This window comes from Alteriqipengyuania lutimaris (assembly GCF_003363135.1).
Classification (GTDB): Bacteria; Pseudomonadota; Alphaproteobacteria; order Sphingomonadales; family Sphingomonadaceae; genus Alteriqipengyuania; species Alteriqipengyuania lutimaris.
Map to the genome: position 1 here is coordinate 1638555 of NZ_QRBB01000001.1, position 26685 is coordinate 1665239.

Below are 26685 nucleotides of genomic sequence, written 5' to 3' on the forward strand. Positions count from 1 at the left end.
TCGAAGCGCGGGCATGGCCTGGACCGAGGGGTTCGCCCTTCGACAGGCTCAGGACGAACGGATATTAAATGAGCGAAGACCTTACCAATCTCGGCGTCAAAGCCATCCGCGACGGGGTCGCCGGTGGCGATTTCACCGCGCGCGAAGTGGCCGAAGCCTTCAACGCCAATGTCGCCGCTGCGAAGGACCTCAACGCCTTCATCGTCGCCACGCCGGAGAAAGCTCTCGAAGCCGCCGACGCGGTGGATGCAAAGCGCGCCAACGGCGAGGATCTGGGCAAGATGGGCGGCGTGCCGATCGGCATGAAGGACCTGTTCTGCACCGACGGCGTGCAGACCACGGCCGCCAGCCACATCCTCGAAGGCTTCGTGCCCCAGTACGAAAGCACCGTGTCGGCCAACCTGTGGAAGGCGGGCGCGGGGATGCTGGGCAAGCTCAACCTCGACCAGTTCGCGATGGGTTCGTCGAACGAGACGAGCTATTTCGGCAACGTCCTCTCGCCGTGGAAGAAGGAAGGCAGCAATGCCGCGCTGATCCCGGGCGGGTCTTCGGGTGGCTCGTCCACCGCAGTCGCCGCGCGGCTCGCTCCGGCAGCGACCGGCACCGACACCGGCGGCTCGATCCGCCAGCCTGCCGCCGTCACCGGCATCGCCGGGATCAAGCCGACCTACGGGCGGTGCAGCCGCTGGGGCGTGGTCGCCTTTGCGTCCAGCCTCGACCAGGCGGGGCCGATGGCGCGCGACGTTACCGATTGCGCGATCATGCTGGAGGCGATGGCCGGGTTCGATCCGAAGGATTCGACCTCGCTCGATATGCCCGTGCCTGAATGGGAGAAGGGGCTGAACCCCGATCTCAAGGGCAAGAAGGTCGGAATTCCGCGCGAATACCGCATGGACGGGACCGACCAGGCGATCCTCGACAGCTGGGAACGGGGCAAGGAATGGCTGCGCGATGCGGGCGCCGAGATCGTCGATATCTCGCTGCCGCACACCAAATACGCGCTGCCCGCCTATTACATCATCGCCCCGGCGGAAGCCTCCTCCAACCTCGCGCGCTATGACGGCGTGCGCTATGGCCTGCGCGACCTGCCCGAAGGGGCTGGCCTGCAGGACATGTACGCCGCGACCCGCGCGGCGGGCTTCGGCGACGAGGTGAAGCGGCGCATCCTGATCGGCACCTATGTGCTCAGCGCAGGCTTCTACGACGCCTATTACACGCAGGCGCAGAAGATCCGCACGCTGGTGGCGCAGGACTTCGAGAAGGCGTGGGAGAGTTGCGACCTGATCCTCGCGCCGACCACCCCCAACGCGGCTTTCCAGCTGGGCGGCTTCGACGGCGATCCGCTGGCGATGTACCTCAACGATGTGTTCGCCGTGCCCGCCTCGCTCGCAGGCCTGCCCGCGATGAGCGTGCCCGCAATGCTCAACGGCGACGGCCTGCCGCTGGGCCTCCAGATCGTCGGCAAGCCGTTCGACGAACAGGGCGTGCTCAACGCCGGGCTGGCGATCGAGCAGCGTAGCGAATTCGACGCCAAGCCGGAGCGGTGGTGGTGAGCGGCGAGGCCATCTTCACGCTCGTCGCTGCGCTGGCGGTGACGGCGGTCATGGCGATCCCGGCCATCGTCGCGCGCCGCCTGAACCACGGCGAAGCGCGGATCGAGAATTTGAGCAAGGAGCCTTCGGGCGATGACTAATTACCGCATCCAGGGCGCGACGGGCGAATGGGAGGTCGTGATCGGCCTCGAGGTCCACGCGCAGGTCACCTCCAACGCCAAGCTGTTCAGCGGCGCGTCGACCGAATTCGGCGCGGAGCCCAACACGCAGGTCAGCCTGATCGACGCCGCGATGCCGGGCATGCTGCCCGTGCCCAACCGCGAGTGCATCCGGCAGGCGGTGCGCACCGGCATGGCGATCGAGGCGCAGATCAACGCGTGGAGCCGGTTCGACCGCAAGAACTACTTCTACGCCGACCTGCCGCAGGGTTACCAGATCAGCCAGCTCTACCACCCCATCGTGGGCGAGGGGCAGCTGCTGATCGAGGCGGACGAGAAGGCGGGCATTCCCGAGGACAAGATCATCGGGATCGAGCGCATTCACGTGGAGCAGGATGCGGGCAAGCTGATGCACGATCAGCACCCGACGATGAGCTACGTCGATCTCAACCGCGTGGGCATCGCGCTAATGGAAATCGTCAGCAAGCCGGACATGCGCTCTCCCGCCGAAGCAGGTGCTTACGTGCGCAAGCTCAGGTCGATCCTGCGCTATGTCGGCTCGTGCGACGGGAACATGGAAGAAGGCTCAATGCGCGCGGACGTCAACGTCTCCGTGCGCAAGCCGGGCGAGGAATTCGGCACACGGACCGAGACGAAGAACGTCAACTCGGTGCGCTTCGTGATGCAGGTCATCGAATACGAAGCGAACCGGCAGGTCGATGTGCTCGAGAATGGCGGGACGGTCGACCAGGAGACGCGCCTGTTCGACGTCGCCACCGGCACCACGCGTACCATGCGCAGCAAGGAAGACGCGCACGACTATCGCTACTTCCCCGATCCGGACCTGCTACCGGTCGAGCTCGACGATGCCTTCCTGAGCGAGTGCCGGGAGAGCCTGCCCGAACTGCCCGACGCCAAGCGCGCGCGGTACGAAAATGAGCTGGGCCTCACGCCCTACAATGCGCGCGAGCTCACCGCAGAGGTCGAGACCTTCGGCCGCTTCGAAACGCTGCTCTCGGCCACCGCGACCCGTATCGGCAAGCCCGAGAAGCAGGTGGCTACGCAGGTCGCGAACTGGGCGCTTTCCGTCGCGCCGGGCGTGATGAAGTCGCTCGGTGACGAGGCCGATCCGGCACACGCCAGCTCGGGCGCGCAGGCCAGCATCCTCGCGATGCAGGACAAGGGCGAGATTTCGGGCGGACAGGCCAAGGAGATTTACGAGATCGTCCTCAAGACCGGCCGCGACCCCGAAGAAATCGCCGACGCCGAAGGCCTCAAGCAGGTCTCCGACACCGGCGCGATCGAGGAAGCGATCGACGGCATCATCGCCGCCAACGAGGACAAGGTGGCCGAGTATCGCGGCGGGAAGGACAAGCTGTTCGGCTTCTTTGTCGGCCAGACGATGAAGGCGATGCAGGGCAAGGCGAACCCCGCGGTGGTGAACCAGATCCTGAAGGACAAGCTGGGGTGAAAAATGCCGCTACCCGGTGGTGCGGGGCGGGCGCGATCGTCCTTTGTCTGTCGGTCGCCGCGACGGCGGGCCCGTTGTGGGCGCAAGAAGGCGAACCCGCGTTCCGCCAGCACCCGTTCCTGCTGTTCGATGAAGCGGACAGCCGCACGGCCGATGTCGCGCTCGCCGACCTCGACGGCGATGGCGATCTCGACGTCGCAGCCGCGAATGGGCGCCACTGGCCGCAGCAGGACTGGATTTTCCTCAACGAGGGCGGCGGTCGCCTGCTGGAAGCCCGTCCGTTAGGCGAGACGCGTTCTTCAAGCTACACGATCCGCCTTGGCGATCTCGACGCAGATGGCGACTCCGACGCGGTCGTGGTGCGCGATAATCTGCCCGCGCAGGTCTATCTCAACGACGGCAAGGCTGGTTTCACGTTCGCATCGGATATCCCGGGCAGTGCCATCCCAGCGCGGTCCGCGGTGCTGGCAGACCTCGACGGCGATGGCCTGCTCGACCTCACCGTGGCGGCGCGCCGCGGAGCCGACCGGATCCATTACGGCCTTGCCGGAGGAGCGTTCGGCGAGGCGGTCAGCCTGCCCGATGACGGATTCGGGTCGACCGGTCTCGCCGCAGCGGACGTCGACGGGGACGGCGATACCGATCTCGTGGTCGCGCGACGCGATGGAGCGGCCAGCGTAGTCTTCGTCAATCAGGGCAAGCGTGCCTTCGCGGCCCGGCATATTGCGGGCAGCGAAGGCGATCATCGCAAGGTGGTCGTGGGCGATTTCGACGACGACGGGCGGATGGATATCGTGCTGGTCGCGATCGAAGGCCGGCACAAGCTTTACCGGCAGGCGGCCGACGGTGCTTTCGCGGCGCCCGCGCTTTTCGGCGAGGGGGACGATATCGTCCAGGCGATCGCCGCCGGAGACCTCGACGGGGATGGAGATCTCGACCTCGTGGCCGGAGCCGACGGCACGAACATCGTTTTCCGCAATACGGGGCACGGTGGCTTCGAAAGCGAAGTTTTGCCGAGCGAGTTGGCGGACACCTACGGCGTGGCGCTGGACGACATGAATGGCGACGGCATCCTCGATATCGTCATCGCCAATTCCGATGCGCCCAACGAGATCGTGCTTGGCCGATCCGGCGCGGACGACTGAGCGAGGGCGCGCCGCCCTCTGCATCGTCTTCGTCCGCCCCGAAAATTCCTAATATTTTCAAACGTAGTTCGCGTAGGGCGTGCCCGTCAGCATCAGCGCGGCCTGGTCGATGAAGGGGCCGCCGCTCGATCCGTTGGACATGACCACGATCGTCCTGCGCAGGGCGGGGTCGCCCAGCGCGTTCGAAACGTAGGATTGGCCGTTCATGCCCCAGTGGTGATACACGATCCGGCCTTCGCGCCGCTCCAGACCCCAGCCGATCCCTGCGGGCACATTGCCCTTGGGCGCGTCGCGTTCGGTCTGCGGGGTAAGCATCAGTGCCCGACCTGCCTCCGGCAGCAACCCCTCGCGCTGCGCGGGCGGTGGCGGGAGCATGAGGGCAAGGAAGCGGGCATAGTCGGTCGGTGTCGTTCGCAGGCTGGACGCGGCATTCGCCAGCGCCATCTGCGGGCGCTCCCAGCGATAGGCGCCGAAGCCGTCGAGCCGTTCGTCGTCGAAGCTATCGATCACGCGAAAAGCCGCACGGTAATCGTCGAGCGTGAAGCTGGTCAGCGGGCGGCCCCATCGCTGCGAAATGCGATACAGCTGCGCACCCACCTTCTGATCGAAGAACGACGGCTCGAGCGTATTGACCCCGTCATCGCCCAGCACATGCCCCAGCGCCTCCCGATCGACGCGGCCTGGCAGCCAGAGCATCGCCATGTCGTCCAGCGCAGCCGGTGCGAAGAGGTATCGGCTGCACAATTCCTGCAGGCTGTGGCCAGAGATACGCTCGATCGCTGCCTGCACCCACTGGAAGGCCTGCCCCGAATAGGAATAGCCGGTGCCAGGAGCAAATGCGGGCTCGATCACGGTGGTCTCGTCCCGCTCGGGCCAGTTCGGAAGCCCGGTCGCGTGGGTCAGCGCGTGGCGCACCGTGACCTGCGTCGACCATGGGTTGTCGGAAAGCCTCTCGGGCCGGTGATAGTCGATCAGCCGGTCGTCGAGGCCAAGCAGGCCGTGTTCGATCATCTGCATCGTGACGTAGGCGGTGACCGGCTTGCTGAGCGAGGCGGCCTGAAAGAGGGTCTCGGGGCCGACCGGCTTGCCGCTGGCCACGCTCTGGACGCCGTAGGCCCACGTCCAGGCGATATCGCCGTTTTCGTAGATCGCTGCGGACGCACCTGGGATGGAATGCTTGCGCGCCAATGTTTCGAGTGTCTCGAGCGCACGGTCGTCGGGCACCCAGCTTTCTTTCGTCTCGGCCTGTGCGCGGGCCGGCCAGGCCGAGGCTGCCATGGTCGCGCCGCCCGAAGCGATGAGCATCCGCCGAGTTAGTCTCATCGCATTCCTTCCTTCGGCGTAAGCCGAGTACGGTGCGCTGGCCGCAGGGCCGCATCGTCCAGGACGATTCGAAGTACTGCTATATCACAGGATCGGTTGCTTACCGCGGAAACTTGCCGCCCCCTGCGCGCGTACCGGCGGAGGCGGTGGATCGAAAGCGGTTGCAGGACTACAGCGGGGCCATGACCGCGATCGTCCTCGTCCATCCCGAAATCCCCGGCAATACCGGCGCGGTCGGGAGGACCTGCGTGGCGCTCGACCTCGAACTCATCCTGATCCACCCTCTCGGCTTCACGATCACCGATACGCGGTTGAAGCGCGCGGGGCTGGATTACTGGCAGCATATCCGGCTGAGCGAATACGCCAGCTGGGATGCGTTTCTTGCCCAACGCGCGCCGCGCGCAGACCAGCTCTTCCTGTTCGAGGAATACGCCCCGCGCAGCTTCTACGAGCCGGACTATCCGGCGGACGCCTACCTCGTCTTCGGGCGTGAGACCAAGGGCCTGCCGCCCGAGATCGTCGAGGCGCATCGCGAACGCCTGGTGAGCCTGCCGATGCGCAGCGACAAGGTGCGTTCGCTCAACCTCGCGAACACGGTCGCGGCGGCGGCCTACCAGGCGATGCGCGGCAGCTTTCTGCCCTAGAAATACCGTAGAAATACCGTAGAAATACCGTAGAAATACCCGTGGGCGAATCCGGCTAGCCGGGTCGAACCTTCCGGGCTAATTCGACAACGGGATCAGAAACTTGGGGGGGATTGCGATGCGAATCTGGCATTTCGCACTGATGCTGCTGGCTTCGACCGGAACGGTGCAGGCCCAAATGCTCGAAAACACGCCGGTCGATGGCGGGCGCGCCGATGAGGACAACAGCTGGAAGTATTTCTATTTCCACAAGAACGGGGTCAGCCAGGAGCAGGCCCGTGCCGATATCATCCAATGCTACGGCTACACGCAGAACCTCACGCTGATGAAGCAGGGGTCCAATCCGACCTACATGTCCGTGCCCTATGGCGGCACGACCGGGCTCAGCCCGCTGGCGGCCGGTCTGGTGGGCGGGGCCGGAGGCCTCGCGGGCGCCCTGATTGCAGGGTTCATGAATGCCGGAGAGCGCCGGGCGATGGAGCGTACGAACCTGCGCAAATGCTTCGGTTTCAAGGGCTACGACCGCTACGAGATGACCAAGGAAGAGCACGAGGATCTGCACGAGGGCGATGCCGACGTCGTGCGTGCAAGGCTGGTCGCGCTCGCGACCGGCGAAGCCCCTGCCGAGGAAAGGCTGGTACCATGAAGCGCTGGTTCTATCCGTTTGCGGCCGCCATGGCGCTGGCCGTGCCTGCCGCCGCCGCAGCGGGCGATCAGGAAGTCCGTCAGCTCAAGAGCAAGGACACGCTCGATCCGGCGTCGGGCAAGGCCTATTTCTACTACGAAACCGACGTGAACAAGTTCGACGTCTTCTTCCTGCGCAGCATGACCGAGGCCGAGCAGGAGACCTTCTTGAAGGGCCGCGCCGCCGCGCTGGCCGAAGCGCGGGTGAAGCTGCGCGAGCGGCGTGACGGCGCGCCGGGCGTGTCGGACGAGGAACTGCTGCCCGACGCAGCGTTCGCCTATGTCGACGACGATATCCGCAATCTGGTGCGGCTCGACAGCGGCCGGGTGTACGAGAAGGATGGCGATCGGCGGACCTATGTGGCCGAAGTACCGCCGGGCGAATACACGATCTTCGCCGCCGGGGTCGACGGCTTCACCGGCGGGACCTGCATGTGCATGGGCACGGTGAGCTTCGATGCGCCGGCGGGGTCGGTCGTCGATCTCGGCACGATCCTCGTGGCGGACGAAGTCGGCCCGGAGGAAATCCCCGAGCTGGCGGCCTACGAAGCGCCCGAATATATCCGCAGGAAGGCGCTGCCCTTCAAGATCGCGCTCCGGCTCCCCCGCGCGGGCGATGCCAAGCCCGCGCTGTTCGCCGACAGCCCGACGGTTGCGGCGCAGTTCGAGGCTGCGGGGCCCATTCCCAATTTCCTCGGCATGCTCGTCAACCGGATGGCACCGATCGAGGGCGTTTTGACCTATGACGAGGACCGGATCGTGGAAGCCGCGCAGCGATAGCAGGTCCCCGCGAGAAGAAACGAAAAAGGCCGCCGGGGCGCAAAACCCCGGCGGCCTTTTTTCTATTCGGTCAGGCTGCTCAGCCCTGGCGTTCGCCGGTCAGCGGCATGTCGCCGAATGCGCCTGCGTTGACCTTGCCGGTCAGCTGGTCGCCATTGACGGTCGCTTCGCAGTTGAGCTCCATGGGCATCGGGACGGTCATGTCCATCTTCCACTTGAGCGTGTCGCCGGCGATGGTGCCGTCCTTCACGTCCATCGAACCCATTCCGCCGGCCATCGAGCCGGTGAAGGTGTTGCCATCGTCGCCCGGGACGACGGTGAAGGTGCCCTTTTGGTCGCCCATCGGGCTCTTGACGACGGTGTCATAGGTTCCGGCTACGGACATAAGCGATACTCCTCTCGTGTGTAGGTAGTCGTGTGTGGGTAGGGCGGGCCATCGCCCGCACCTACATTCGTGTCAATAACGCTTACTCTGCCTCGATGGTTTCCACCGGCAGGCCGAGCCGTTCGAGTTGCGGGCGGACCTGTTCGGCATCGCCCACCACGACCCAGACGAAGCGATCCGCGCTGATCGCAGCGCGCGCCGCATCGTCAAGGCTTTGCGCCGTTTGCGCGCGATAGGTGTCGGCCAGCGTTTCGTAATAGTCCATCGGCCGGTCGTAGAGCACGTTGTTCTGGATCCCGCCGAGCACCGCGCCCGAGGTTTCGAACTGGCCGGGAAGCTGGCGGATTTCGTTGTTCACGATCCGGACCAGTTCCTCGTCGGTCACGCCGCTGGTGGTCACGAACTCGTCCACCTCGCGGATCAGCTCGGCCAGCGAGTCGCCCGTGCGGTCGGCCTGGACCGGTGCCTGCACGAGATAGGCGACCGCGTTCTCGTCGATCGAGACGCCGCCGCGCACGCCATAGCTCCAGCCCTTGGTCTCACGCAGGTTCATGTTGAGCCGGGCAAGAAAATTGCCGCCCAGTGCGTTGTTGGCGTTGACGAGATCGGTGATCGTATCGTCGCTGGCGCTGGCAGGCGTGATCTGGCCACCCAGAATGAAGCTCTGCGGCGAATTGGGCCGGTTGATGAGGACGATGCGGCTCGATTCGGGCGCCTCGGCCATGTTCGAGAAATCCTTCTCGCCCACCGGCGTGGCGGGCGCGGACCAGTTGCCGAAAGCTTCCTCGAGGCCTGGGAGAACTTCGCTCAAGGCGAGGTCGGAGACGACGAAGACCTGCGCATTGTCCGGCCGCAGCCACGTCTGCTGGAATTCGACCAGGTCGTCGCGGGTGATCGCCTGCACCGTTTCCACCGTTGCCTGGCCGCCATAGGGGTTGGTCGCCCCGTAAACGAGCGGGTTCAGAGCGCGGTAGGCGAGGCCCTGCGGCGTGCGCAGGCTCTGCTCGATGCCGGTGATCTCCTGCGCCCGGATGCGCTCGAGCTCGTTCGCGTCGAAGGCCGGATTGCGCACGATGTCGGCCATCAGGTCGAGCGAGGGATCGAGATTGGCGCTCAATGCCGAAAGCGTGAAGGTCGACCGGTCGGACCCGCCGCCGACGCTGATATTGGCTCCGAGCCGTTCCTGCGCCTCGGCGATCTCGCGCGAGGACATCGAGGTCGTGCCCTCTTCCATCAGGCTGAGCGTCAGCCCTTCGACCCCGCGCAGGTCGACCGGATCGGCCGCCGAGCCCGCATCGAAGCTGATCGAGACACGGGTGGCAGGCACCGCGTCGCGCTGCGCGTAATAGACGGTGATCCCGTTCGAGAGCGTCGTCTGCGTGACATCGGGGAAATCGAGTTCGGTCAGCGGGGCGAGGTCGGGCGCGGGGCGCGTCTTGGTCACCGTGATTTCGCTGGCCGCCGGTTCGGCATCGTCGCCGCCTTCTTCGCTCCCGCCGACACTGGCGGCTTCCTCGTACTCGCCGGTGCGCTCACCGGGTTCGAGCACCATGGTAAGGGCGGGGCGGGTCATCCATGTCTGCATCGCCGCCTTGATTTCTGCAGGCGTGAGCGTGGCGAGGATATCGAACTGCCGCTCGAAGAAACCGGGATCGCCAGCCAGGACTTCGCCCTGCGCCAACGTCACAGCCTTGCCGCCGAAGCCGCCGACCTGCTCGAGACCGCGGATCGTGCCCGCAAGATCGCTGGTCGCGGCGCGGCGCACTTCGTCCTCGGTCGGACCTTCGGCGATGTACTCGGCGATGATCTCGTTCAGGCGTTGCTCGACCAAGGCGGCATCTACGCCCGGTTTCACCACGGCGCCGATATTGAGGATGCCGACGCGCTGGAAGGCATAGTTGCCCGCGCTCACCTGGACCGCCAGCTGTTCGTCGCGCACCAGCATGTTGTCGAGCCGGCTCGAAGCGAGCCCGCCAAGGATGTTCGCCCCCACCGTCAGCGCGGTCAGATCGCGATCGGTGATGCCGGGGACCGAGTAGTACTTATCGATGCTGGTCGCAGCGACCTGATCCTGCATCACTTTGCGCACGTCTTCTTCGAGCACGGTAACTTCGGCCCGCGCCGGCTCGTTCACCGGACCGCGCGCGATCGAACCGAAATACTTCTCGACCAGTGGGCGCGCCTCGGCGGCGGAAATGTCGCCTGCCAGCACCAGTGTCGCGTTGTTGGGGCCGTAGTTGTCGCGGAACCAGTTCTGCACGTCTTCGAGGCTTGCGGCGTCGAGATCGGCCATCGAACCGATCGGGGTGTGATCGTAGGGGTGCCCGTCGGGGTAAAGCGTGTTGACGATCTCGTAGAAGACGAGGCCGCCGGGCTGGTTGTCGCCCTGCCGCTTCTCGTTCTGGACCACGCCGCGCTGGTTATCGAGCTTCTCTTGCGTCACCGCGCCGAGCAGGTAGCCCATGCGATCGCTTTCGAGCCACAGCGCCCGTTCCAGCGCGCCGGTCGGCACGGTCTGGAAATAGTTGGTCCGATCGAAATCGGTCGTGCCGTTGTAATCGGTCGCGCCCATTTCCTGGAGGTACTGGAAATAGTCGTTGGGCGCGTTTTCCGATCCGTTGAACATCAGGTGTTCGAACAGGTGGGCAAAGCCGGTCTGGTCCTGCGGTTCGTCCTTGGAGCCGACATTGTACCACACGGCCACGCCCACGATGGGGGCCTTGCGGTCTTCGTGCACGATCACGGTCAGGCCGTTTTCGAGCTCGAATTCCTGGTAGGGAATGGCGACCTGTTCGACCAGATCCTCCAGCGGCGCGACGTCCTGCGCATCGGCTGCCTGGGCAGCGCCTTGCGCCTGGACCGGCGTAACGACGAGCGCGGGCGTCGCCAGCGCTATGGCGAGCGCGGCGAGGCTCGTCTTGGTGGTCTTGATCATGCTTTTCCCCTAAGTCTCAATGAACTGAATTCGTGGCGCAAATAAGCACGCTCAGCGTGCGCTGGAAACCGTCTTCCTGGTGGTCGCGGCGGTCAGCACATCGTCGCGCCAGAAGTGCACCGGCTTGAAGCGATGCTGGATGAACAGCGTGGCCTGATCGGCGTAATGCGGGCTGTCTGGGCGGTTGGTCGCCGCCCCGAAAGGCTGGATCGAGCGCGAGGTGACCGGCTGGCCTTCCAGCCATTCGACCCACTGTATGAAGCTGTCGCCATGACGCACGGCCAGCCGCCCGTCTTCCGCCACGTCCCAGGTGGTGGATGCGCGTAACGTGTCCGATCCCCCGTCGAGCGGCAAGTCCACGTCGCCCTGGCGCAGCCGCAGCAGATCGCCCATCGGCGGGGTCAGGCGGCCGAAATGCTCTTCCAGATGGTCGCGCGCCTTGGCCAGCTCCTCGACCGCGTCGGGCCATGGCGTCTTCTGGTAGCTCGACGACATGAATTCGCGGATCATCAGCAGCGCGATCGCGTCCGAACGGCCGATATTGTCGGCGGTGTAATCCCATTCCAGCATCAGCGCGCGTGCTTCGGCGAGGTCGGGATGCACGCTCGGGTCGATCGCCTCGATGTCGCGCATCATGCGGTCGACATAACCCATGCGTTCGTAGCCAGTGTCGAACTTGATCGCCTCGAGCGTTTCGCGGTCGAGCCGGTCCGCGCTGCTCATCAAAATCCATGCGCGCCGCCCGCGATTGGTCATCTTCTCCTCGATGCCCATTTCGGGTACGAAGTCGCCCGGGTCGAGGTCGCTGCCTTTGCCCGCGGCGAAATAGGGCGTGTTGTTGGCGTTCATCAGCCAGCCGCTCGCCGGGTTGAGATATTGCGGCAGGCTGTCGTAGGCGACCTTGTCGGTCCACAGCGTCGCGCTGGTGTCGCCCGGCAGGACGCCGCGCCAGTCGTAGCCTTCGGCCCGGTCGGGGATCGCGGCGTTGTAGATATAGGCGATGTTGCCCTCGGCATCGCCATAGATGAAGTTGGTCGAAGGCACTTGCCCGCGCGCCATGATTTCCTGCCATTCGGCGAGGTTTTCGGCCTTGTTCAGGCGGTAATATGCGTCGAGCTGGTCGATGCTGCCAAGCGCGGCGAAGCGCACCGCGAAGGCACCATCGTCGTTCTTGATGACGGGCCCGTGGATGCTGCGATAGACCGTGCGACCAACCGGCAGGGTGAAAGGGCCGAACTTGACCGGCAGGGTGACGTCGGTCGCTTCCAGATCGCGCCATTCGCCGTCGAAGCGATAGCGCATGCCGCTCTCGTCCAAGGTGAGTTCGTAGATATCGATCATGTCGGGCGTGTTGACCGTGTTGGTCCAGCCCAGGTTCTCGTTATGGCCGAGGAAGGGGAAGGGGCTGCCGGGGAAATTGGCGCCCGCGAAGTGCCAGCCTTCGCCGCTTTCGACGACCATCTCGTACCATGCGACCGGGCCGCGCCACGGTTGGTGCGCGTTGGAAACGAGGATCGTCGGTCCGCCCGACTTCTCCGGCGCGACTGCGAAGGCGTTCGATCCGGCCATGCGGAAATCCTCGCCATAGGTGCCGGTGGTGGGGAGGTCTGTGCGGGCCTGCGGCTCGCCTTCCCGATCCATGATGCGCGGTGCATCTTCGATCGAAGCCGTATCGAGGCGGGGGCCGTATTCGGGCGGCAGCGGCTCGCCCGCGACCAGGGGTCCAAGGAACCTGTCGAGCCCGAAGAAGAAGGGCTGTCGCAGCGCGAAGCCGGCCGCCACGTCGATTCCGTTTACCGGGAACAGGCTGCCGAGCTTCACCTCGCCGGGGTTGGCCTCGGCATAGTCGTTCATGCCGACCGCATAGGCATCGAGCAGCGCGCGCGTGTCTTCGGGAAGACCCGCCCATTCGCGTTCGGCAGTGCCGCGCGCATCAAGCAGGTGGTAGACATAGTCGACCGCCGCGCCGTCTTGGCCCGCGATCGCGCCGTATCGCCCCCGGCTCATCGCGACGACATCCTGAAGCGTGGTGAAATCGTCCTCGCTATGCGCGATGGCGACGCCGTAGGCGACGTCGGGGTCGGTCGCGCCGTAGATATGCGGCACGCCGAATTCGTCGCGAATAATCTCGGCCTTGTAGGTCCGGTCGCCGTCCGGGGCGACGCCATCACGGGCGAAAAACGGCTCCCACGTCATCAGCGCGATCGCCGCGATCAGCACCAGCGCAAGCAGGCCCAAGCCCGCAAAACCCAGAATTCGCCTCATTCCGTCCCATCCCCTGTGGTATCAGTCCCTGTGGAGTTATTCGGCCGGCTGCCCGGCTCTTTCATTTTCACTAGCAAGCTTCTGCGCCCAGTCCGACCCCGGCCTATCGGCTATCTCGGGCGCGAATCTCGGTGCGAGCACGGTAGTCGCGATCAGCAGCGCGGTGTTCCCGATCTGGCGGAGCAGCGTGGTCGCGACCAGCAGCGCGCTCAGCGATGTCTCGTCGACACCCATGCCGCGGGTGATCTCCATCGCCACGACCAGAAACACCAGGTCGCGGTTGGGGATCAGCGGCAATTGCTGGACCAGCATTTGCACGGTGATGAACAGCAGCCAGGTCTCGAACGGCACGAAGGGCAGCACGACTGCGTATTGCAGCACGAGGAACAGGTTGGTCATCGCCACCCGTCCCATGTGGATTGCGAACACGCCCAGCCCGCGCGCGAAGCTCACTCCGAAGACTGACCGGCGGAAGATGATGATCGCGGCGGTGCCGATGATCGCCACCAGCACCATCGCGATCAACGGCCCTTCGGTGCGCCCGATGATCCGCGCGATCAGCGCGTCCTCGCCGCGCACCGCGAAACTTGCGACGAGCACGACGGTGAAGATGGCGGAGGCGATCCCCCCGAGGATCGTCGAATCCTTGACCCCGTGAAATGCCTGGGCGGCCCGCAGCTTCAGGCTTTCGCGCGCCCACATGGCGAACCACACGTCACCCGAATAGCCCAGCACGACCGCGTTGAGCGCGCGCTTGCGCAACAGCGCGTACCAGCCTGCCGGGCCGGCTTTCGGCCAGATCACCTTGAAGGCCAGGCGTTCCGCCACAGGTCCGACGACGAAGCCGAAAATGTAGAGGACGAAGAACATCGCCTCGTCGGGCAACTCGCCGAGCACGTCGCGCAGGCCGAAATTGTACAGCTGGCGCGCGATGACCGCGATGATGAGCACGGTCCACGCCCACCCGATGATCTTGCGATGTCTATCGAGAAAGGCGGAGACCTGCCTGAACCGATCCTTCACGGGCAATTGGCTCCCAAACCTGTCGGCACGCCGTGCGCGCCGACCCCTTGCTTGTCAATGGCATGCGCCGTTCGTCGCGTTTCGTCCCGGTGCGATACGTGATCGTCCATCGAAGATGCAAAAATTCGCACACGCCCCTTACGTTGCAAGGAAGCAACATTATTTCTGCATCCAAGTGGCAGAAGGGGACGTCAGATGAACCTCGAACAATTTACCGACCGCGCGAAGGGCTTCCTGCAATCCGCGCAGACCACCGCGATCCGGCTCAACCACCAGCGGATCACGCCGCTCCACGTGCTCAAGGTGCTGCTCGACGACAGCGAGGGCATGGCGTCGGGGCTGGTCCAGCGCGCGGGCGGCGATCCGGTGAAGGCCGAACAGCGGGTCGATGACGAATTGGGCCGCATCCCGGCGGTGACCGGCGGCGGCGCGCAGCAAAGCCCCGGGCTCGACAACGACACGGTCCGCGTGCTCGATTCCGCACAGCAGATCGCCGACAAGTCGGGCGACAGCTTCGTCACGGTCGAGCGGCTGCTGGTCGCGCTCGCGCTCGCATCCAACACCAAGGCGGGCGGCGTGCTGGCCGATGCAGGCGTCGATGCCAAGGCGCTGGAGCGTGCGATCGCGGATTTGCGCGGCGGGCGCACGGCGGACACCGCGAATGCCGAACAGGCTTATGATGCCATGCAGCGCTACGCCCGCGACCTGACGCAGGCCGCGCGCGACGGCAAGCTCGACCCGGTGATCGGCCGCGACGAGGAAATCCGCCGGACGATCCAGATACTCGCCCGCCGGACCAAGAACAACCCCGCGCTGATCGGCGAGCCGGGCACCGGCAAGACCGCGATCGCCGAAGGGCTCGCGCTGCGGATCGCCAATGGCGACGTTCCCGACAGCCTGAAGAACCGCACGCTGATGGCACTCGACATGGGCGCGCTGATCGCGGGCGCGAAATATCGCGGCGAGTTCGAGGAGCGGCTGAAGGCCGTGCTCGACGAGGTGAAGGGATCGGATGGACAGATCATCCTGTTCATCGACGAGATGCACACGCTGATCGGGGCGGGGGCCTCGGAAGGCAGCATGGATGCGTCCAACCTGCTCAAGCCCGCACTCAGCCGCGGCGAGCTGCACTGCATCGGCGCGACCACGCTCGACGAATACCAGAAATATGTCGAAAAAGACCCGGCGCTGCAGCGGCGTTTCCAGTCGGTCTATATCGACGAGCCGAGCGTCGAGGACACGATCTCGATCCTGCGGGGAATCAAGGAGAAGTACGAGCTGCACCATGGCGTGCGGATCACCGATGGCGCGATCGTCGCCGCCGCGCAGCTTTCCAACCGCTACATCCAGAACCGCTTCCTGCCCGACAAGGCGATCGACCTGATGGACGAGGCCGCCAGCCGCATCCGCATGGAGGTGGAGAGCAAACCCGAGGAGATCGAGCAGCTCGACCGGCGGATCATCCAGCTCAAGATCGAGGAGCAGGCACTCGCCAAGGAAAGCGACGAGGCCAGCGTGGAACGGCTCGAGAACCTGCGCGAAGACCTCGCCAATCTCGAACAGCGCTCGTCCGAACTGACCACGCGCTGGCAGGGCGAGCGCGACAAGATCCACGCCGAGGCGCGGATCAAGGAAGACCTCGACGCGGCGCGGCTGGAGCTTGAGCAGGCGCAGCGCGCGGGCGACCTCGCCAAGGCGGGCGAGCTGCAATACGGGCGCATTCCGGAGCTCGAGAAGAAGCTGGAAGATGCCGCCGGCCACACCGCCAACGCGCTGCTGCGCGAGGAAGTGACCGAAGAGGATATCGCGGGCGTCGTCGCGCGCTGGACCGGCATTCCGGTCGACCGGATGCTGGAAGGCGAGCGCGAGAAGCTACTCAAGATGGAAGAGGTGCTGGGCAAGCGCGTGATCGGCCAGACCGCTGCGGTCGAGGCGGTCTCCAAGGCCGTGCGCCGCGCGCGTGCGGGCCTCAAGGACCCGGGCCGCCCGCTCGGCAGCTTCCTGTTCCTCGGACCCACCGGCGTCGGCAAGACTGAGCTGACCAAGGCGCTCGCCTCGTTCCTGTTCGACGACGACAACGCAATGGTCCGCATCGACATGAGCGAGTTCATGGAGAAGCACGCGGTCGCGCGGCTGATCGGCGCGCCTCCGGGCTATGTCGGCTACGAGGAAGGCGGCGTGCTGACCGAGAGCGTGCGGCGCAGGCCCTATCAGGTCGTGCTGTTCGACGAGGTCGAGAAGGCGCACTCAGACGTCTTCAACGTGCTTCTGCAGGTGCTTGACGACGGACGCCTGACCGATGGGCAGGGCAGGGTGGTGGACTTCTCCAACACGCTCATCATCCTGACGTCGAACCTCGGCAGCCAGTACCTGTCGAACATGACCGACGACCAGCAGGTCAGCGATGTCGAGCCGCAGGTGATGGACGTGGTGCGCGGGCATTTCCGCCCCGAATTCCTCAACCGGCTGGACGAGATCATCCTGTTCCACCGCCTGAGCCAGGCGGACATGGCGCCGATCGTCGAATTGCAGGTCGCGCGGGTGCAGAAGCTGCTTGCCGATCGCAAGATCGAGCTGGAGCTGACCGAGGCGGCCAAGCGCTGGTTGGGGCGGGTCGGCTACGATCCGGTCTATGGTGCAAGGCCGCTCAAGCGTGCGGTGCAGCGCTATGTGCAGGACCCGCTGGCCGAGCGGCTGCTGCAAGGCGAAGTGCCCGATGGCAGCACGGTGAAGATCGACGAGGGCGACGGTCAGCTTGCGATCACGCTCGATTGAACCTTGCAGGGGGTCTCGGCGTCACAGGGGCGCCGGGACCGGCCGGTTGCCGGCTCAGTACGGCAGGCCCGCAGGCCCCGTTAGATCCAGCGGCGACCGGCGTATCCATTTCGAAAGGATGATCTTGCGTCCTGCGACGACCGGCAATCCGGCGTGTGCCGCATTGCGCGCCGGTTGCATGTTTGCCGAGACATTGGAGAAGCAGAGCGCGTCGCCCGTATTGCCCCGGAACCGCAGATTCGGCGTGGGGAAGTGTATTTCCCCCCCCTCGTAATCCTCGTTCAGATAGATGAGGAAGGTCTGAATTCGCTGGTTTTGCTCGCCGGGCAGTGCATCGTGATGGAGCTTGTACTCCTGGCCGGCTTCGTAGCTCAGAACCTGCGTGGGCTCGCCCTGTTCTGGACGCGATCGAGATGCCGCGGCGATCCTTCTGTTGATCGCATGCAGAAAGGGCGTCTCCTCTGTCAGCGTGAAAGCTGCAGACGAGGAATTGCGGATCGGATCGTCAACGAGTTGTCCGGTCTGGGGGTGGACGACTTGCGACCGCCTCAAGGCGGGGGAGGCCAGTTCGACAAGCGACTTGCACTCGCGCCGCGTGAGGAATTCGCGGAACACTAACACCAATGGATCGCGGCACAATATTTCGGGCGAAAAGGAGCGTCCCGGATTCCCTTCAGGATCGAGCTGCATCGCATCGATCAGCCTGGCATGCCGCGTAGCAGTGGGTTCGCGATAGCTCGCCAATTGCTGCAGGGCGCCCTGCCAGTCGCGTCGTGATTGCCCATAGCCGTGGGCGAGCATTGCTGCGAGGGGCCCGCGGGCTGCTTCGTAGCCCAGTTCGACTGCACGCCGGAAAAGCGCGGTCGCTTCATCGAGATCGCGCCGGATCGAGATACCCTCGACACGCCAGTATGCGAGGATGAAAGCCGCCTCGCCATTGCCTTCGGCTAGCTGGCTGCGAAGCGCTGTGACGGCGCGATCCAGCTGTTCACTATCAGTCAGATGCCTGACGTCTTCGGCCAATCCCATGAGCTGCACCTATCATATGATCCCCAAAAAAGAAGGGACCGGGCTTTGCAGCCCGATCCCTCTTTTTCGACGTCAGGTTGTTGCCTCGAGCTTAGAACTCGGCGCGAACACCTGCGTAGAACACCCGGCCGCGGACCGGATAGATGGCACTGCCACCGCCGATGCCGGTGAGATCGAGCGGCGGATTGGTGTTGAGAATGTTGTCTACACCAAGGTCGAAATCGAACATGTCGTCCACGTTAATTTCGACACGCGCATCGTGGTAGAATTGCGCATCATATTCAATGATGTCCGCGAAATCCAGGTTCTGGGGCGCGCGATCCTGAAGGCCGTTAACGTCTTCATACGAGCCGCGAAGCATTTCGCCGATGAACTGCATTTCATAGCCTACCGTCACATCGCCAAAGTCGAAATCGATGTTCCAGCGGAACTCGTCCTGCGGGTCGCCCAGTTCGCTCAGGATGCGGTTTTCGAAGTCGGGATTGGTAAGATCCTCGAAATTGCTCCGGTTGAACAGGTGGGTGTAGATGAACCGCGTCGCGATGCCGACGTTGGGTGAAAGCTCCGTGACATACGAAATCTCGGTATCGATCCCACTCACCGTGCGCTTCGCGAAGTTGAAGCCCGCGATGATGGCATCATTATCGAGAATCTGACCCGGGACTTCCTGGCTCGGGCCCAGGCCCGCGCCACGATACCGCTCGAACGCATCACAGAACTGGTTGTCCAGATCCGGCAGGTCGTAGCAGGTATTGACCACGGTCTGTGCGCTCGGCGCGGAGATCACGTTGTTCACCGTAATGTCGAAATAGTCGACGGTGACCGACAGCCCCGGGACGAAGCGCGGCTGGAACACCGCACCGATCGTGTAGGAATCGGACGTTTCCTCGGTCAGGTCTGGGTTGCTGCCGCTCTGGAATTCCAGCGAGTAGTTGGGGAGCGTCGCAATCGAAGCGAGGAGATCCGGACCCAGGTCCGCTTGGCAGTTGGCCGCACGGAATTGAGAGCCGGCACCGATATTCTGCGCACGGCACGGATCCTGGAAACCAGGAGCGAAGTTCTGGGAAAGCGGGAACGCAGTTTCCGTCAGGTTCGGGGCGCGGACCGACCGACCGTACTGAGCGCGGAAGCGAATGTCGCTGACCGGAGCCCATTCCACACCACCGTTATACGCCCAGGTGGTACCAACCGCGCCGCCGTAATCGGACACGCGCGCAGCGCCGCTGACGGTCAGCTCTTCGAAGAAGGGCATATCGGCGAGGATCGGCAGACGAACTTCGCCATACGCTTCCTTCACTTCGAAGGGATCGGGAGCGAAGGTCGGCAGAGCGTTATAGAACGTCCGGCCGTTTTCGACGAGCGGGTCTGCCTGATAGAACAGCTCCTCGCGCCGATATTCACCGCCGACCGCAAAGCCGATCGGGCCACCGGGCAGTTCGAAGAAGCCGCCCGTGTTGCCGGAAACGAAGCCCGAGACAACGAACTGCTCGAGAGTAGCGTTCGAGGTGGTCTCCTCAACGACATAATCGCCAGCTGCCGAGTTGTCGGCTGCGCCGAACGGGTTGTAAGGCACGCAGTTTGCGATTTCTTCGGCGAGCGAATCCGGGTCGTCATAGGCAACTGCCGCTGACGGATCGATCTGCGAACGGCAGACGATCTGACCAGTCGTAGGATCGCGGGCGGCATCGAACGCCAGCAGGAAGCGCTGCGGAAGAATATTCCCGAGGATATCGGTCGCTTCCTCGACCTTGCCGTAGTTCACGGCCAGTTCGTACTGCCAGCCGTCCATGAAATCGCCACGGACACCGCCGACGATGCGGTAGACGTCACGTTCTGAACGCTCGTCGCGGTTGCCCAGGTCGAGAAGGAAGCGCGAGATGTCGAAACGGAACGAACCATCCGCGATTGCTGCGCGATCAGCTGCCGTAAGCGTCCTGGACGTTCCCCGAGTGAGGGAGCCACGACGCCCCGAATCGAGAAGCGCCTGGGCGATGGTGGCGCGGGCCGCCGGGCTCAGGAACGGGTTGTCGAGACGCGGCGCTTCGCGAGAATCACCAAAGGTGAGGAATTGCCCCTGAAGGAAGGCCGGCGAAGACTGCTGGCCCTGGGTCTTGATCTTGGTGTACTTGGCTTCGATGAAGGGCACGAATGCTGGCGCAATCTCGTAGTTTGCCAGGAGATTGATGTTGTAGCGCTCTTGATCCGGCAGCACGCTCAGCAAGGTTGCTTCGCGGCCGGTCTGCCCGTTGCCGCCGATCGCCGTACCGATCGGGCCCGTGCCGACCAGGCCGTCTGCATTTTCGGCGATGATGTTGCCGTTGGCGTCGAACAGCAGGATGTCGTTATAGGCAACGCCGTTAACCCCGATCTGGCTGTCGGGAACGTCGGCTTCGAACCTCGAAATCGGAACAAGCGTGTTGAAATAGATGCTGCGTGAACGCAGGTCGCGGAAGAACACGCTGTCCGGGATGCCATCGCTACCGTTGGTCAGGCCCGGGCCATCGATGTCCACGGTGGCGAAAGCGTTGTTCTGGCGCAGGAACGACACATCCGAGCCGTAGACGCGCTGCTGGTTCGAATATTCGCCATGAACCGTGACATTGCCGCGACCATCGGCGAAATTCGTGCCGGCCAAGCCAGAAATGTAATACGAAGGGAACGTGCCCTCGTAATTGAGACTGGTACGACCACGCAGCTGGATGCCTTCGTAGTCGCTCTTCAGGATGAAGTTGACGACCCCGGCGATGGCGTCGGAACCGTAAATCGCGGAGTTACCGCCGGTCACGACGTCGACCCGCTCGATCAGGTCGGTCGGGATGGTGTTGACGTCGGTCGACGTACCGTTCGACAGGATGTCCGAGGGCACGTGGCGGCGACCATTGACCAGGGTCAGGGTCCGCGCGGTGCCGAGACCACGAAGGTCGAGAAGGTTCAGGCCGGTGGTGCCGAGGAAGCGACCAGCGTTCGTCTGACCGAACGTGCTGCGCAGCTGCGGCAGATCGTTGAGGGCGTCGCCCACATTGATGTTGGCCTGATTGAAGATCTGCTCACCTTCGAGGATCGTCACGGGAACCTGAGAGTCGAGGTTCGGACGGGCGATGCGCGAGCCGGTAACGGTGATGATCTGGCCGGTGGGCTCTGCAGGCGACGCCTCTGCATCTTCGGCTGCTGCCGGGCCGGGAGTTTCCGACGTCTGGGCAAAGGCGGGTGCCGTCAGGGCAAGGGCAGCGACACCCGCGGTGGCGTAAAGCGCACTCCGGCGTCCTGCGACGGTGGTAAACATGGTTTTCATTGATCTTTCCCCCAAGAAAGAGCCGGCTGCAACCCGGCGGAATGTGACGCAATTTTCCAAAAAGGGCAGCCCCATTTTGGTTACCTTCGGCCATGCTCAAGGCGACGTGCCCGCGCAAATGAAAAGGCGTGGCTTTGCAGGCTTTGTGGCCGAATGTTGCAGTTGTGCAACAACGGGGTGACAGGCCTGCGAAACGGATCGAGTGGCGCCGGGTTTTGGCTGAATCGCGCTGCGACGCGGCCCCTGTTGCTTCGTGGCTCTCGCCTGTCGTGCCCTGCCGGCAAGTCCTACTCGACGCGCACGCCCTTGACCCCGAGTTGTCCGTTAATCCGAATAAAGTAAGAGCCCAGCGATGCCGTCTTGAACTCGACGCTCTGCCCGGCCTTCGGAGGGGCGAGCCGCATCGGCGCGCTCGTGATGCGCCACACCGAACCTTCGGCCGTCGTGATGAGGAAGCCGCGCCGGCCCGATGTGCGGACCTGGGTGATGGTTGTCTGGAGCGTGTCCATCTTCTCGTCGTCGTCGTCGTCGCGGCCGCCGAACAGGTTGTCGGGTATCGAGAAGCCGAAGAGTCTGCGCTTCGTCTGCCGGACGTCTTCGCGATCGACGATCCGTACGTCCCCCTGTTCGCTCGCCGCGACGACTGCACCGACCTCGCGATCGTAGCATGCAAGACGTTGGCCCGAGTCGGCGATCTGCCGACACTCGGAAAGGCGTTCGAGGTAGCCGGGCGCCGCTTTCCCTCCATCGGGTTCCTGCGCAAGTGCCGGGCCGGCCGCTGCGCCGAGCAGGCAGGCGAGTGCAGCGTTCCGCAAGGAAGCTGCCAGTGTGTCCAGGGCATTGGTCATAAGGGAAATTCCATGCTGTTTCGATGGCCGACGGGATGGCCCGATATCAGAAAGCGCGGCGTCGGCGCTAGCCTGCAGCGCGGCATTGCGGACTGTCACTGAAAAGTCACAGGCGTTTCTCGAAGGTCGTGGTGTGCACGTGCCGACGCTTGAAAGGGCAAGGGGCGCTGACTTAAGCAACCCTCAATCGGCGTAATAACCGATCAATTCGTGTGCGCTTGAGGCACATTTCCTTAGGAAAGGGATCTTAATGACCAACCGTTTTAACAAGGCGGCCTTGCTCACCGGTACCATCATGGCCGGTGCTATGGTTGCGACGCCCGCGATGGCGCAGGGGACGCCGGACGAGCCGGCGCTCGAAGCGACGCCGGACGCGGAGAACGCGACTACCGATGAAGGCCTGATCGTCGTTACGGGTTCGCGCATTGCGCGTCGCAACATCGAGACCGCTGCCCCCATCGCAGTCGTTAACTCAGAAGAGTTCGAACTGTCGGGTACGGTCAACGTCGAAAACGTGATCAACACGCTTCCGCAGGTCGTGCCGGGCACGACGTCGTTCTCGAACAACCCCGGCAACGGTGCCGCCACGCTGAATCTGCGCGGCCTCGGCTCGACCCGCACGCTGGTGCTGGTCAACGGCCGTCGTTACCTGTCGTACGACACCAACCAGATCGTCGACCTCAACACGATCCCCAGCTTCCTGCTCGACTCCGTTGACGTGGTGACCGGCGGTGCGTCCGCCGTCTACGGTTCGGACGCGCTGGCCGGCGTCGTCAACTTCCGCCTGCGCGATGTCGTGGGTGCCGAAGTCGGCGGCCAGTATTCGATCACCAATCGCGGCGACGGTGCGCGCTACGAAGTTCACGGCGCGATCGGTACGGAATTCGCCGACGGCCGCGGCAACGCAACCGTCTTCGCCGAGTACTTCAACCGTGAATCGATCTTCCAGGGCGATCGCGACTTCTCGTTCTTCGCACTCGGCGGCCTGAACAACGCCGGCACGCTGGTGCAGGGTGGTTCCTCGCTTCCGCCTGAAACACGCCTTACCTATCAGGGGAACGCTCCCGACGCGGCGGTTGAGGCTACCGCCTTCGGCGCAAACGGTCTGGGCATCTTCGGTACGCCGGGTTCGCTGCGCAATTACAACGCGGCAACCGACGCCTACAACTATGCGCCGGTCAACTACCTGCAGCTTCCGCAGGAACGCTACCTGCTGGGTGGCTACGCAGACTACGAGATCGGGGACGGTCACGAAGTCTACACCGAAGCCACTTTCGTTAACAACCGCGTGGCTTCGGAACTCGCCGCGACGCCGATCCTCGTGAACATCGATCTGCCGATCGCGCGGGTCTCGCAGTTCCTCGACGCAGCTACGGTCGCGCAGCTAAATGCGCTCGACGCAGCCGAAACCGGTGACCAGGCTGGTGACGGCGCAGTCAGCGTTCAGGTTCGTCGCCGTCTGCTCGAAACGGGTGGCCGCAACAACCTCGACGAACGTAACGCCTTCCGTGTGCTCGGCGGCGCTCGTGGTCCGCTCGGCAGTTTCCTGAATTACGACGCATACTACATGTATGCTCGCACCAATAACCAGCAGTCGCAGCAGGGTAACGCTTCTACCTCGCGCTTCATCGACGGTTTGACCGGCAATCTCGGCACTGCCGACCCGATCAACATCTTTGGTGCCAACACTCTCACCCCGGCTATGGTCGATTCGTTCAGTGTCAATTCGACGAATGGCGAAACCTCGAGCATCCAGGTCGCGAGTGGTGTGCTTTCGGGTACGTTCGGGGACTTCGCGATCGGTGCGCAATCCGATCCGATCGGCTTCGCGTTCGGTGGCGAATACCGCAAGGTTGCCGCCAGCTATAACCCGGACACGTTCCTTGCGTCGGGCGACGTGCAGGGCTTCAACGCCGGTCAGCCGACTTCGGGCGGTTACGACGTTCGCGAGCTTTTCGCCGAGCTCAACGTGCCGATCCAGTTCGGTAGCGCGCGTCTGGAACTGAATGGTGCCGCTCGTTACTCGGATTACTCGCTCGACGCGGTCGGCGGTGTGTGGACCTACGCCGGTGGCGTGGAATTCCAGCCGATCCCGGACATTATCTTGCGTGGCCAGTACCAGAAGGCGACCCGTGCACCGAACGTGGCGGAACTCTTCCAAGGCGATGCGGTCAACTTCCCGCAGGCGGTCGATCCTTGCGCGGATGAGAATAATGCCGGTAACGCCACCATTCAGGCACTCTGCGTGGCGCAGGGTGTCCCGGCGGCAAACCTGTTCCAGGGTGAGCAGTCGCTGGTGCAGCCCGACGCGCAGATCCAGACCGTGGTTGGTGGTAACCCGGATCTCGCGGAAGAAACGTCGGAAAGCTACACCGCCGGTGTCGTTTTCCAGCCGCGGTTCATTCCGGGTCTGACGATCACGGCCGACTACTTCAACATCACCATCGAGGATGCGATCAGCGTGCTCACGCTCGATCAGTTGTTCTCGCTCTGCTTCGAACAGGCACAGGATCTCAGCGATCCGCGTTGTGACAACGTCAACGTGCCGCGCGATGCGCAGGGTGCCTACACCCGTGTCAGCCCGCCCATCCAGCGTGGTCTGAACATCGCCGAGTTCAGCGTTTCGGGTGTCGACCTCGAAGTGTCCTACGGGATGGCAGTTCCGTTCTCGCTCTTCACCGACACCAATGAGCAGCGTCTGAACCTCTCTTTCGTCGGCACGTGGTATGACAGCGCCCTGACGAAGCCGGACGCTGGTGACCCTTCGGTCGAAATCGAATGTGCGGGCTACTTCGCGAGCCAGTGCGGCGAGCCGACGCCGGAGTACAAGTGGACTTCGCGTGCCTCGTTCGTCGATGGCCCGGTGACCACCTCGATCCGCTGGCGTCACCTCTCGGGCGTGGAGGACGAAGGTCGTCCCGACGAGTCGATCGATGCCTACGATCTGGTCGACCTGACGTTCTCCTTCGCAGCGAGCGAGAAGCTGACGTTCAACGTGGGTGTCAACAACCTGTTCGACACGTTGCCCGGGACGCCGGTGTACGATGCTGCCGGCAACGTCATCAACGACCCGAACAGCCTGCTGCTGGGTGCAAACCAAGAGCAGGCGAACACCTTCCCGAGCACCTACGACGTGCTGGGCCGCGATTTCTTCGTGAGCGCGCTGCTCAAGTTCTAGTCGCGATTACGGTTGATCAACCGCAAGGACGGCGGGCTCTCACGAGCCCGCCGTTTTTGTTTGTGCTACCTGTCTGGAAATGGCCGCATTCGGAGGAGGGGCGGTCGCCGCCATACGCTGCTCAGGCAGCCGGACGGCGCAGGCCTTGTTTTCTCGCGAGTACTCAATCGGTCGTCCGACCCGGTAGAACGGCCCGATTGGTGCGGCCATCTGTCTGTCGACAGCAACCACCCGTCGCTCCCGATGCTGAGGGCCCTTTGCAATTATCCGCGTTTGAAGCGGAGCATCTCTGCGAAGACGCGTCCTGCCGCATCCTTCAGGGTTTCGCCTGACACGAGCGTGAGGCCACAGCTTGCGAACGCCCCGAGAAAGGTGTCGCGCGCATCGGCGGTTGCGCTGGCTCGTTTGAGGGAAGCGATCCGGTCACGCTCGTTGCAGGCCTGCGCAGCGATATTGTCGAGCAGGGCGCACACACCTTCGATGCTGTCACCTGCCTCGGCGCCCATGATGAGCGAGCGACGCACGGCTTCGGGAATTTCCCAGCCGGCGGAGTGCTCGCCAAAGCGGGCCCTCCCTTCGCGCACGACCTCGGCCACGGTCCGGACCGCCGCCGGCCATGGTCGGTTCTCCCGCGCAAGATGCGCCTTGGTCCGTTCGATCAGATCGAGTTCGTCGAGCAGCCACGCGATCTGTTCTGCCCGCGCAACATTGTGCTCTAGGATAGCGCCGTCGCCGCGGTGCACGATAAACGCGATCCGCGCATCGTCGCGCGCCACGCGCGCCACCTCGGCTGCGACCCTGGCCGTGTCGCCATATTCAACGCCGAACTGGCTGACGATGGCATCGAAGGCCAAATCTTCAAATGGGAGCCGTTCCATCGCCACACCCGCGCGAATGTCGATGCCCGGAGGTCCCTGGGGCAGGTTCGGGCAGAGGTCTATTCCGGTGCGCTCGAGCTGAGGATTGGCCAGGCCCAACCAGTGGAGCACGCGTGCATCGCCGGTCGCCAAGTCGAGGACCTTCGCTGCTGGCGCTAGGTCCAGTGCCAGTGACCGCCAATGCCCTTCGAGCACTGCGAAAACCGATCCCCATCGTGCCGGCAGGCACCCGACACCCCTGCCAGCGCGTTGCCTTGCCCAGAATTCATTCCAGGCGTCGTTCGTCGCGTTCATCGGACCCCCTCCGATTATCGCTATG

The 26685-nt window shown here is 64.1% G+C and carries 18 protein-coding genes; 9 read left to right on the plus strand and 9 right to left on the minus strand.

The features are described 5' to 3' along the window. The first annotated feature begins 68 nt into the window (after nt 1-68). The 4 genes from gatA to DL238_RS07790 are packed head-to-tail and all read left to right on the plus strand — an operon-like array spanning nt 69 to nt 4327. Entirely contained in the window at nt 69-1553 is a 1485-nt protein-coding gene (gene gatA / locus DL238_RS07780; RefSeq protein ID WP_115491734.1) for an Asp-tRNA(Asn)/Glu-tRNA(Gln) amidotransferase subunit GatA, read from the plus strand. Then, complete coding sequence (locus DL238_RS16085; protein ID WP_181883862.1) at nt 1550-1693, plus strand: hypothetical protein; 144 nt, start codon at nt 1550-1552, stop codon at nt 1691-1693. Before gatA ends, DL238_RS16085 begins: the two co-directional genes overlap by 4 nt. Continuing rightward, a complete protein-coding gene (gene gatB / locus DL238_RS07785) occupies nt 1686-3182 on the plus strand; it encodes an Asp-tRNA(Asn)/Glu-tRNA(Gln) amidotransferase subunit GatB (RefSeq protein WP_115491735.1) in 1497 nt (498 codons plus the stop codon). The genes DL238_RS16085 and gatB overlap by 8 nt, the downstream gene beginning before the upstream one ends. Continuing rightward, nucleotides 3179-4327, plus strand: a complete 1149-nt coding sequence (locus tag DL238_RS07790) for an FG-GAP repeat domain-containing protein (RefSeq protein ID WP_115491736.1) — start codon at nt 3179-3181, stop codon at nt 4325-4327. Before gatB ends, DL238_RS07790 begins: the two co-directional genes overlap by 4 nt. A gap of 57 nt (nt 4328-4384) precedes the next feature. Here the strand turns inward: DL238_RS07790 and DL238_RS07795 are convergent, their stop codons facing one another. Then, the gene (locus DL238_RS07795; protein WP_115491737.1) at nt 4385-5650 is read right to left on the minus strand and encodes a serine hydrolase domain-containing protein; all 1266 of its coding nucleotides are present in this window, start codon (nt 5648-5650) and stop codon (nt 4385-4387) included. Nucleotides 5651-5832: 182 nt separating this feature from the next. Between DL238_RS07795 and DL238_RS07800 the strand changes: the two genes are divergently transcribed. The 3 genes from DL238_RS07800 to DL238_RS07810 all read left to right on the plus strand — a co-directional run bounded on the left by DL238_RS07800 (nt 5833) and on the right by DL238_RS07810 (nt 7758). Continuing rightward, nucleotides 5833-6294 carry a tRNA (cytidine(34)-2'-O)-methyltransferase gene (locus DL238_RS07800; protein WP_115491738.1) on the plus strand — a complete coding sequence of 154 codons (462 nt, stop codon included), beginning with the start codon at nt 5833-5835 and terminating at the stop codon, nt 6292-6294. Nucleotides 6295-6412: 118 nt separating this feature from the next. Then, a complete protein-coding gene (locus DL238_RS07805; RefSeq protein WP_115491739.1) occupies nt 6413-6940 on the plus strand; it encodes a hypothetical protein in 528 nt (175 codons plus the stop codon). Continuing rightward, nucleotides 6937-7758 carry a hypothetical protein gene (locus DL238_RS07810; protein ID WP_115491740.1) on the plus strand — a complete coding sequence of 274 codons (822 nt, stop codon included), beginning with the start codon at nt 6937-6939 and terminating at the stop codon, nt 7756-7758. The genes DL238_RS07805 and DL238_RS07810 overlap by 4 nt, the downstream gene beginning before the upstream one ends. A gap of 79 nt (nt 7759-7837) precedes the next feature. Here DL238_RS07810 and DL238_RS07815 read toward each other — a convergent pair whose 3' ends face one another. The 4 genes from DL238_RS07815 to DL238_RS07830 all read right to left on the minus strand — a co-directional run bounded on the left by DL238_RS07815 (nt 7838) and on the right by DL238_RS07830 (nt 14366). Beyond that, a complete protein-coding gene (locus DL238_RS07815) occupies nt 7838-8143 on the minus strand; it encodes a hypothetical protein (RefSeq protein ID WP_115491741.1) in 306 nt (101 codons plus the stop codon). 82 nt (nt 8144-8225) lie between these two features. Further along, nucleotides 8226-11078 (minus strand): M16 family metallopeptidase, encoded by a 2853-nt coding sequence (locus DL238_RS07820; RefSeq protein ID WP_115491742.1) that lies wholly within the window; start codon nt 11076-11078, stop codon nt 8226-8228. Between the two features lie 51 nt (nt 11079-11129). Further along, nucleotides 11130-13343 carry an acylase gene (locus tag DL238_RS07825; RefSeq protein WP_115491743.1) on the minus strand — a complete coding sequence of 738 codons (2214 nt, stop codon included), beginning with the start codon at nt 13341-13343 and terminating at the stop codon, nt 11130-11132. Between the two features lie 36 nt (nt 13344-13379). After that, nucleotides 13380-14366, minus strand: coding sequence for a hypothetical protein (locus tag DL238_RS07830; protein WP_115491744.1), 987 nt, complete (start codon nt 14364-14366; stop codon nt 13380-13382). 195 nt (nt 14367-14561) lie between these two features. Between DL238_RS07830 and clpB the strand changes: the two genes are divergently transcribed. Then, nucleotides 14562-17141 (plus strand): ATP-dependent chaperone ClpB, encoded by a 2580-nt coding sequence (gene clpB, locus DL238_RS07835; protein WP_115491745.1) that lies wholly within the window; start codon nt 14562-14564, stop codon nt 17139-17141. Nucleotides 17142-17195: 54 nt separating this feature from the next. Here clpB and DL238_RS07840 read toward each other — a convergent pair whose 3' ends face one another. The 3 genes from DL238_RS07840 to DL238_RS07850 all read right to left on the minus strand — a co-directional run bounded on the left by DL238_RS07840 (nt 17196) and on the right by DL238_RS07850 (nt 22310). Then, nucleotides 17196-18164, minus strand: coding sequence for a prolyl hydroxylase family protein (locus tag DL238_RS07840; RefSeq protein WP_181883863.1), 969 nt, complete (start codon nt 18162-18164; stop codon nt 17196-17198). Nucleotides 18165-18261: 97 nt separating this feature from the next. After that, nucleotides 18262-21462 carry a TonB-dependent receptor domain-containing protein gene (locus DL238_RS07845; protein ID WP_234031012.1) on the minus strand — a complete coding sequence of 1067 codons (3201 nt, stop codon included), beginning with the start codon at nt 21460-21462 and terminating at the stop codon, nt 18262-18264. Between the two features lie 287 nt (nt 21463-21749). Next, the gene (locus DL238_RS07850) at nt 21750-22310 is read right to left on the minus strand and encodes a hypothetical protein (RefSeq protein WP_115491747.1); all 561 of its coding nucleotides are present in this window, start codon (nt 22308-22310) and stop codon (nt 21750-21752) included. A gap of 250 nt (nt 22311-22560) precedes the next feature. On the opposite strand from DL238_RS07850, the gene DL238_RS07855 reads away from it, so the two are divergent. Further along, on the plus strand, nt 22561-25488 hold the full coding sequence (locus DL238_RS07855) for a TonB-dependent receptor plug domain-containing protein (protein WP_115491748.1): 2928 nt from the start codon (nt 22561-22563) through the stop codon (nt 25486-25488). A 263-nt stretch (nt 25489-25751) separates the two neighbouring features. Here the strand turns inward: DL238_RS07855 and DL238_RS07860 are convergent, their stop codons facing one another. After that, nucleotides 25752-26660 (minus strand): class I SAM-dependent methyltransferase, encoded by a 909-nt coding sequence (locus tag DL238_RS07860; protein WP_115491749.1) that lies wholly within the window; start codon nt 26658-26660, stop codon nt 25752-25754. Nucleotides 26661-26685 lie beyond the last annotated feature (25 nt).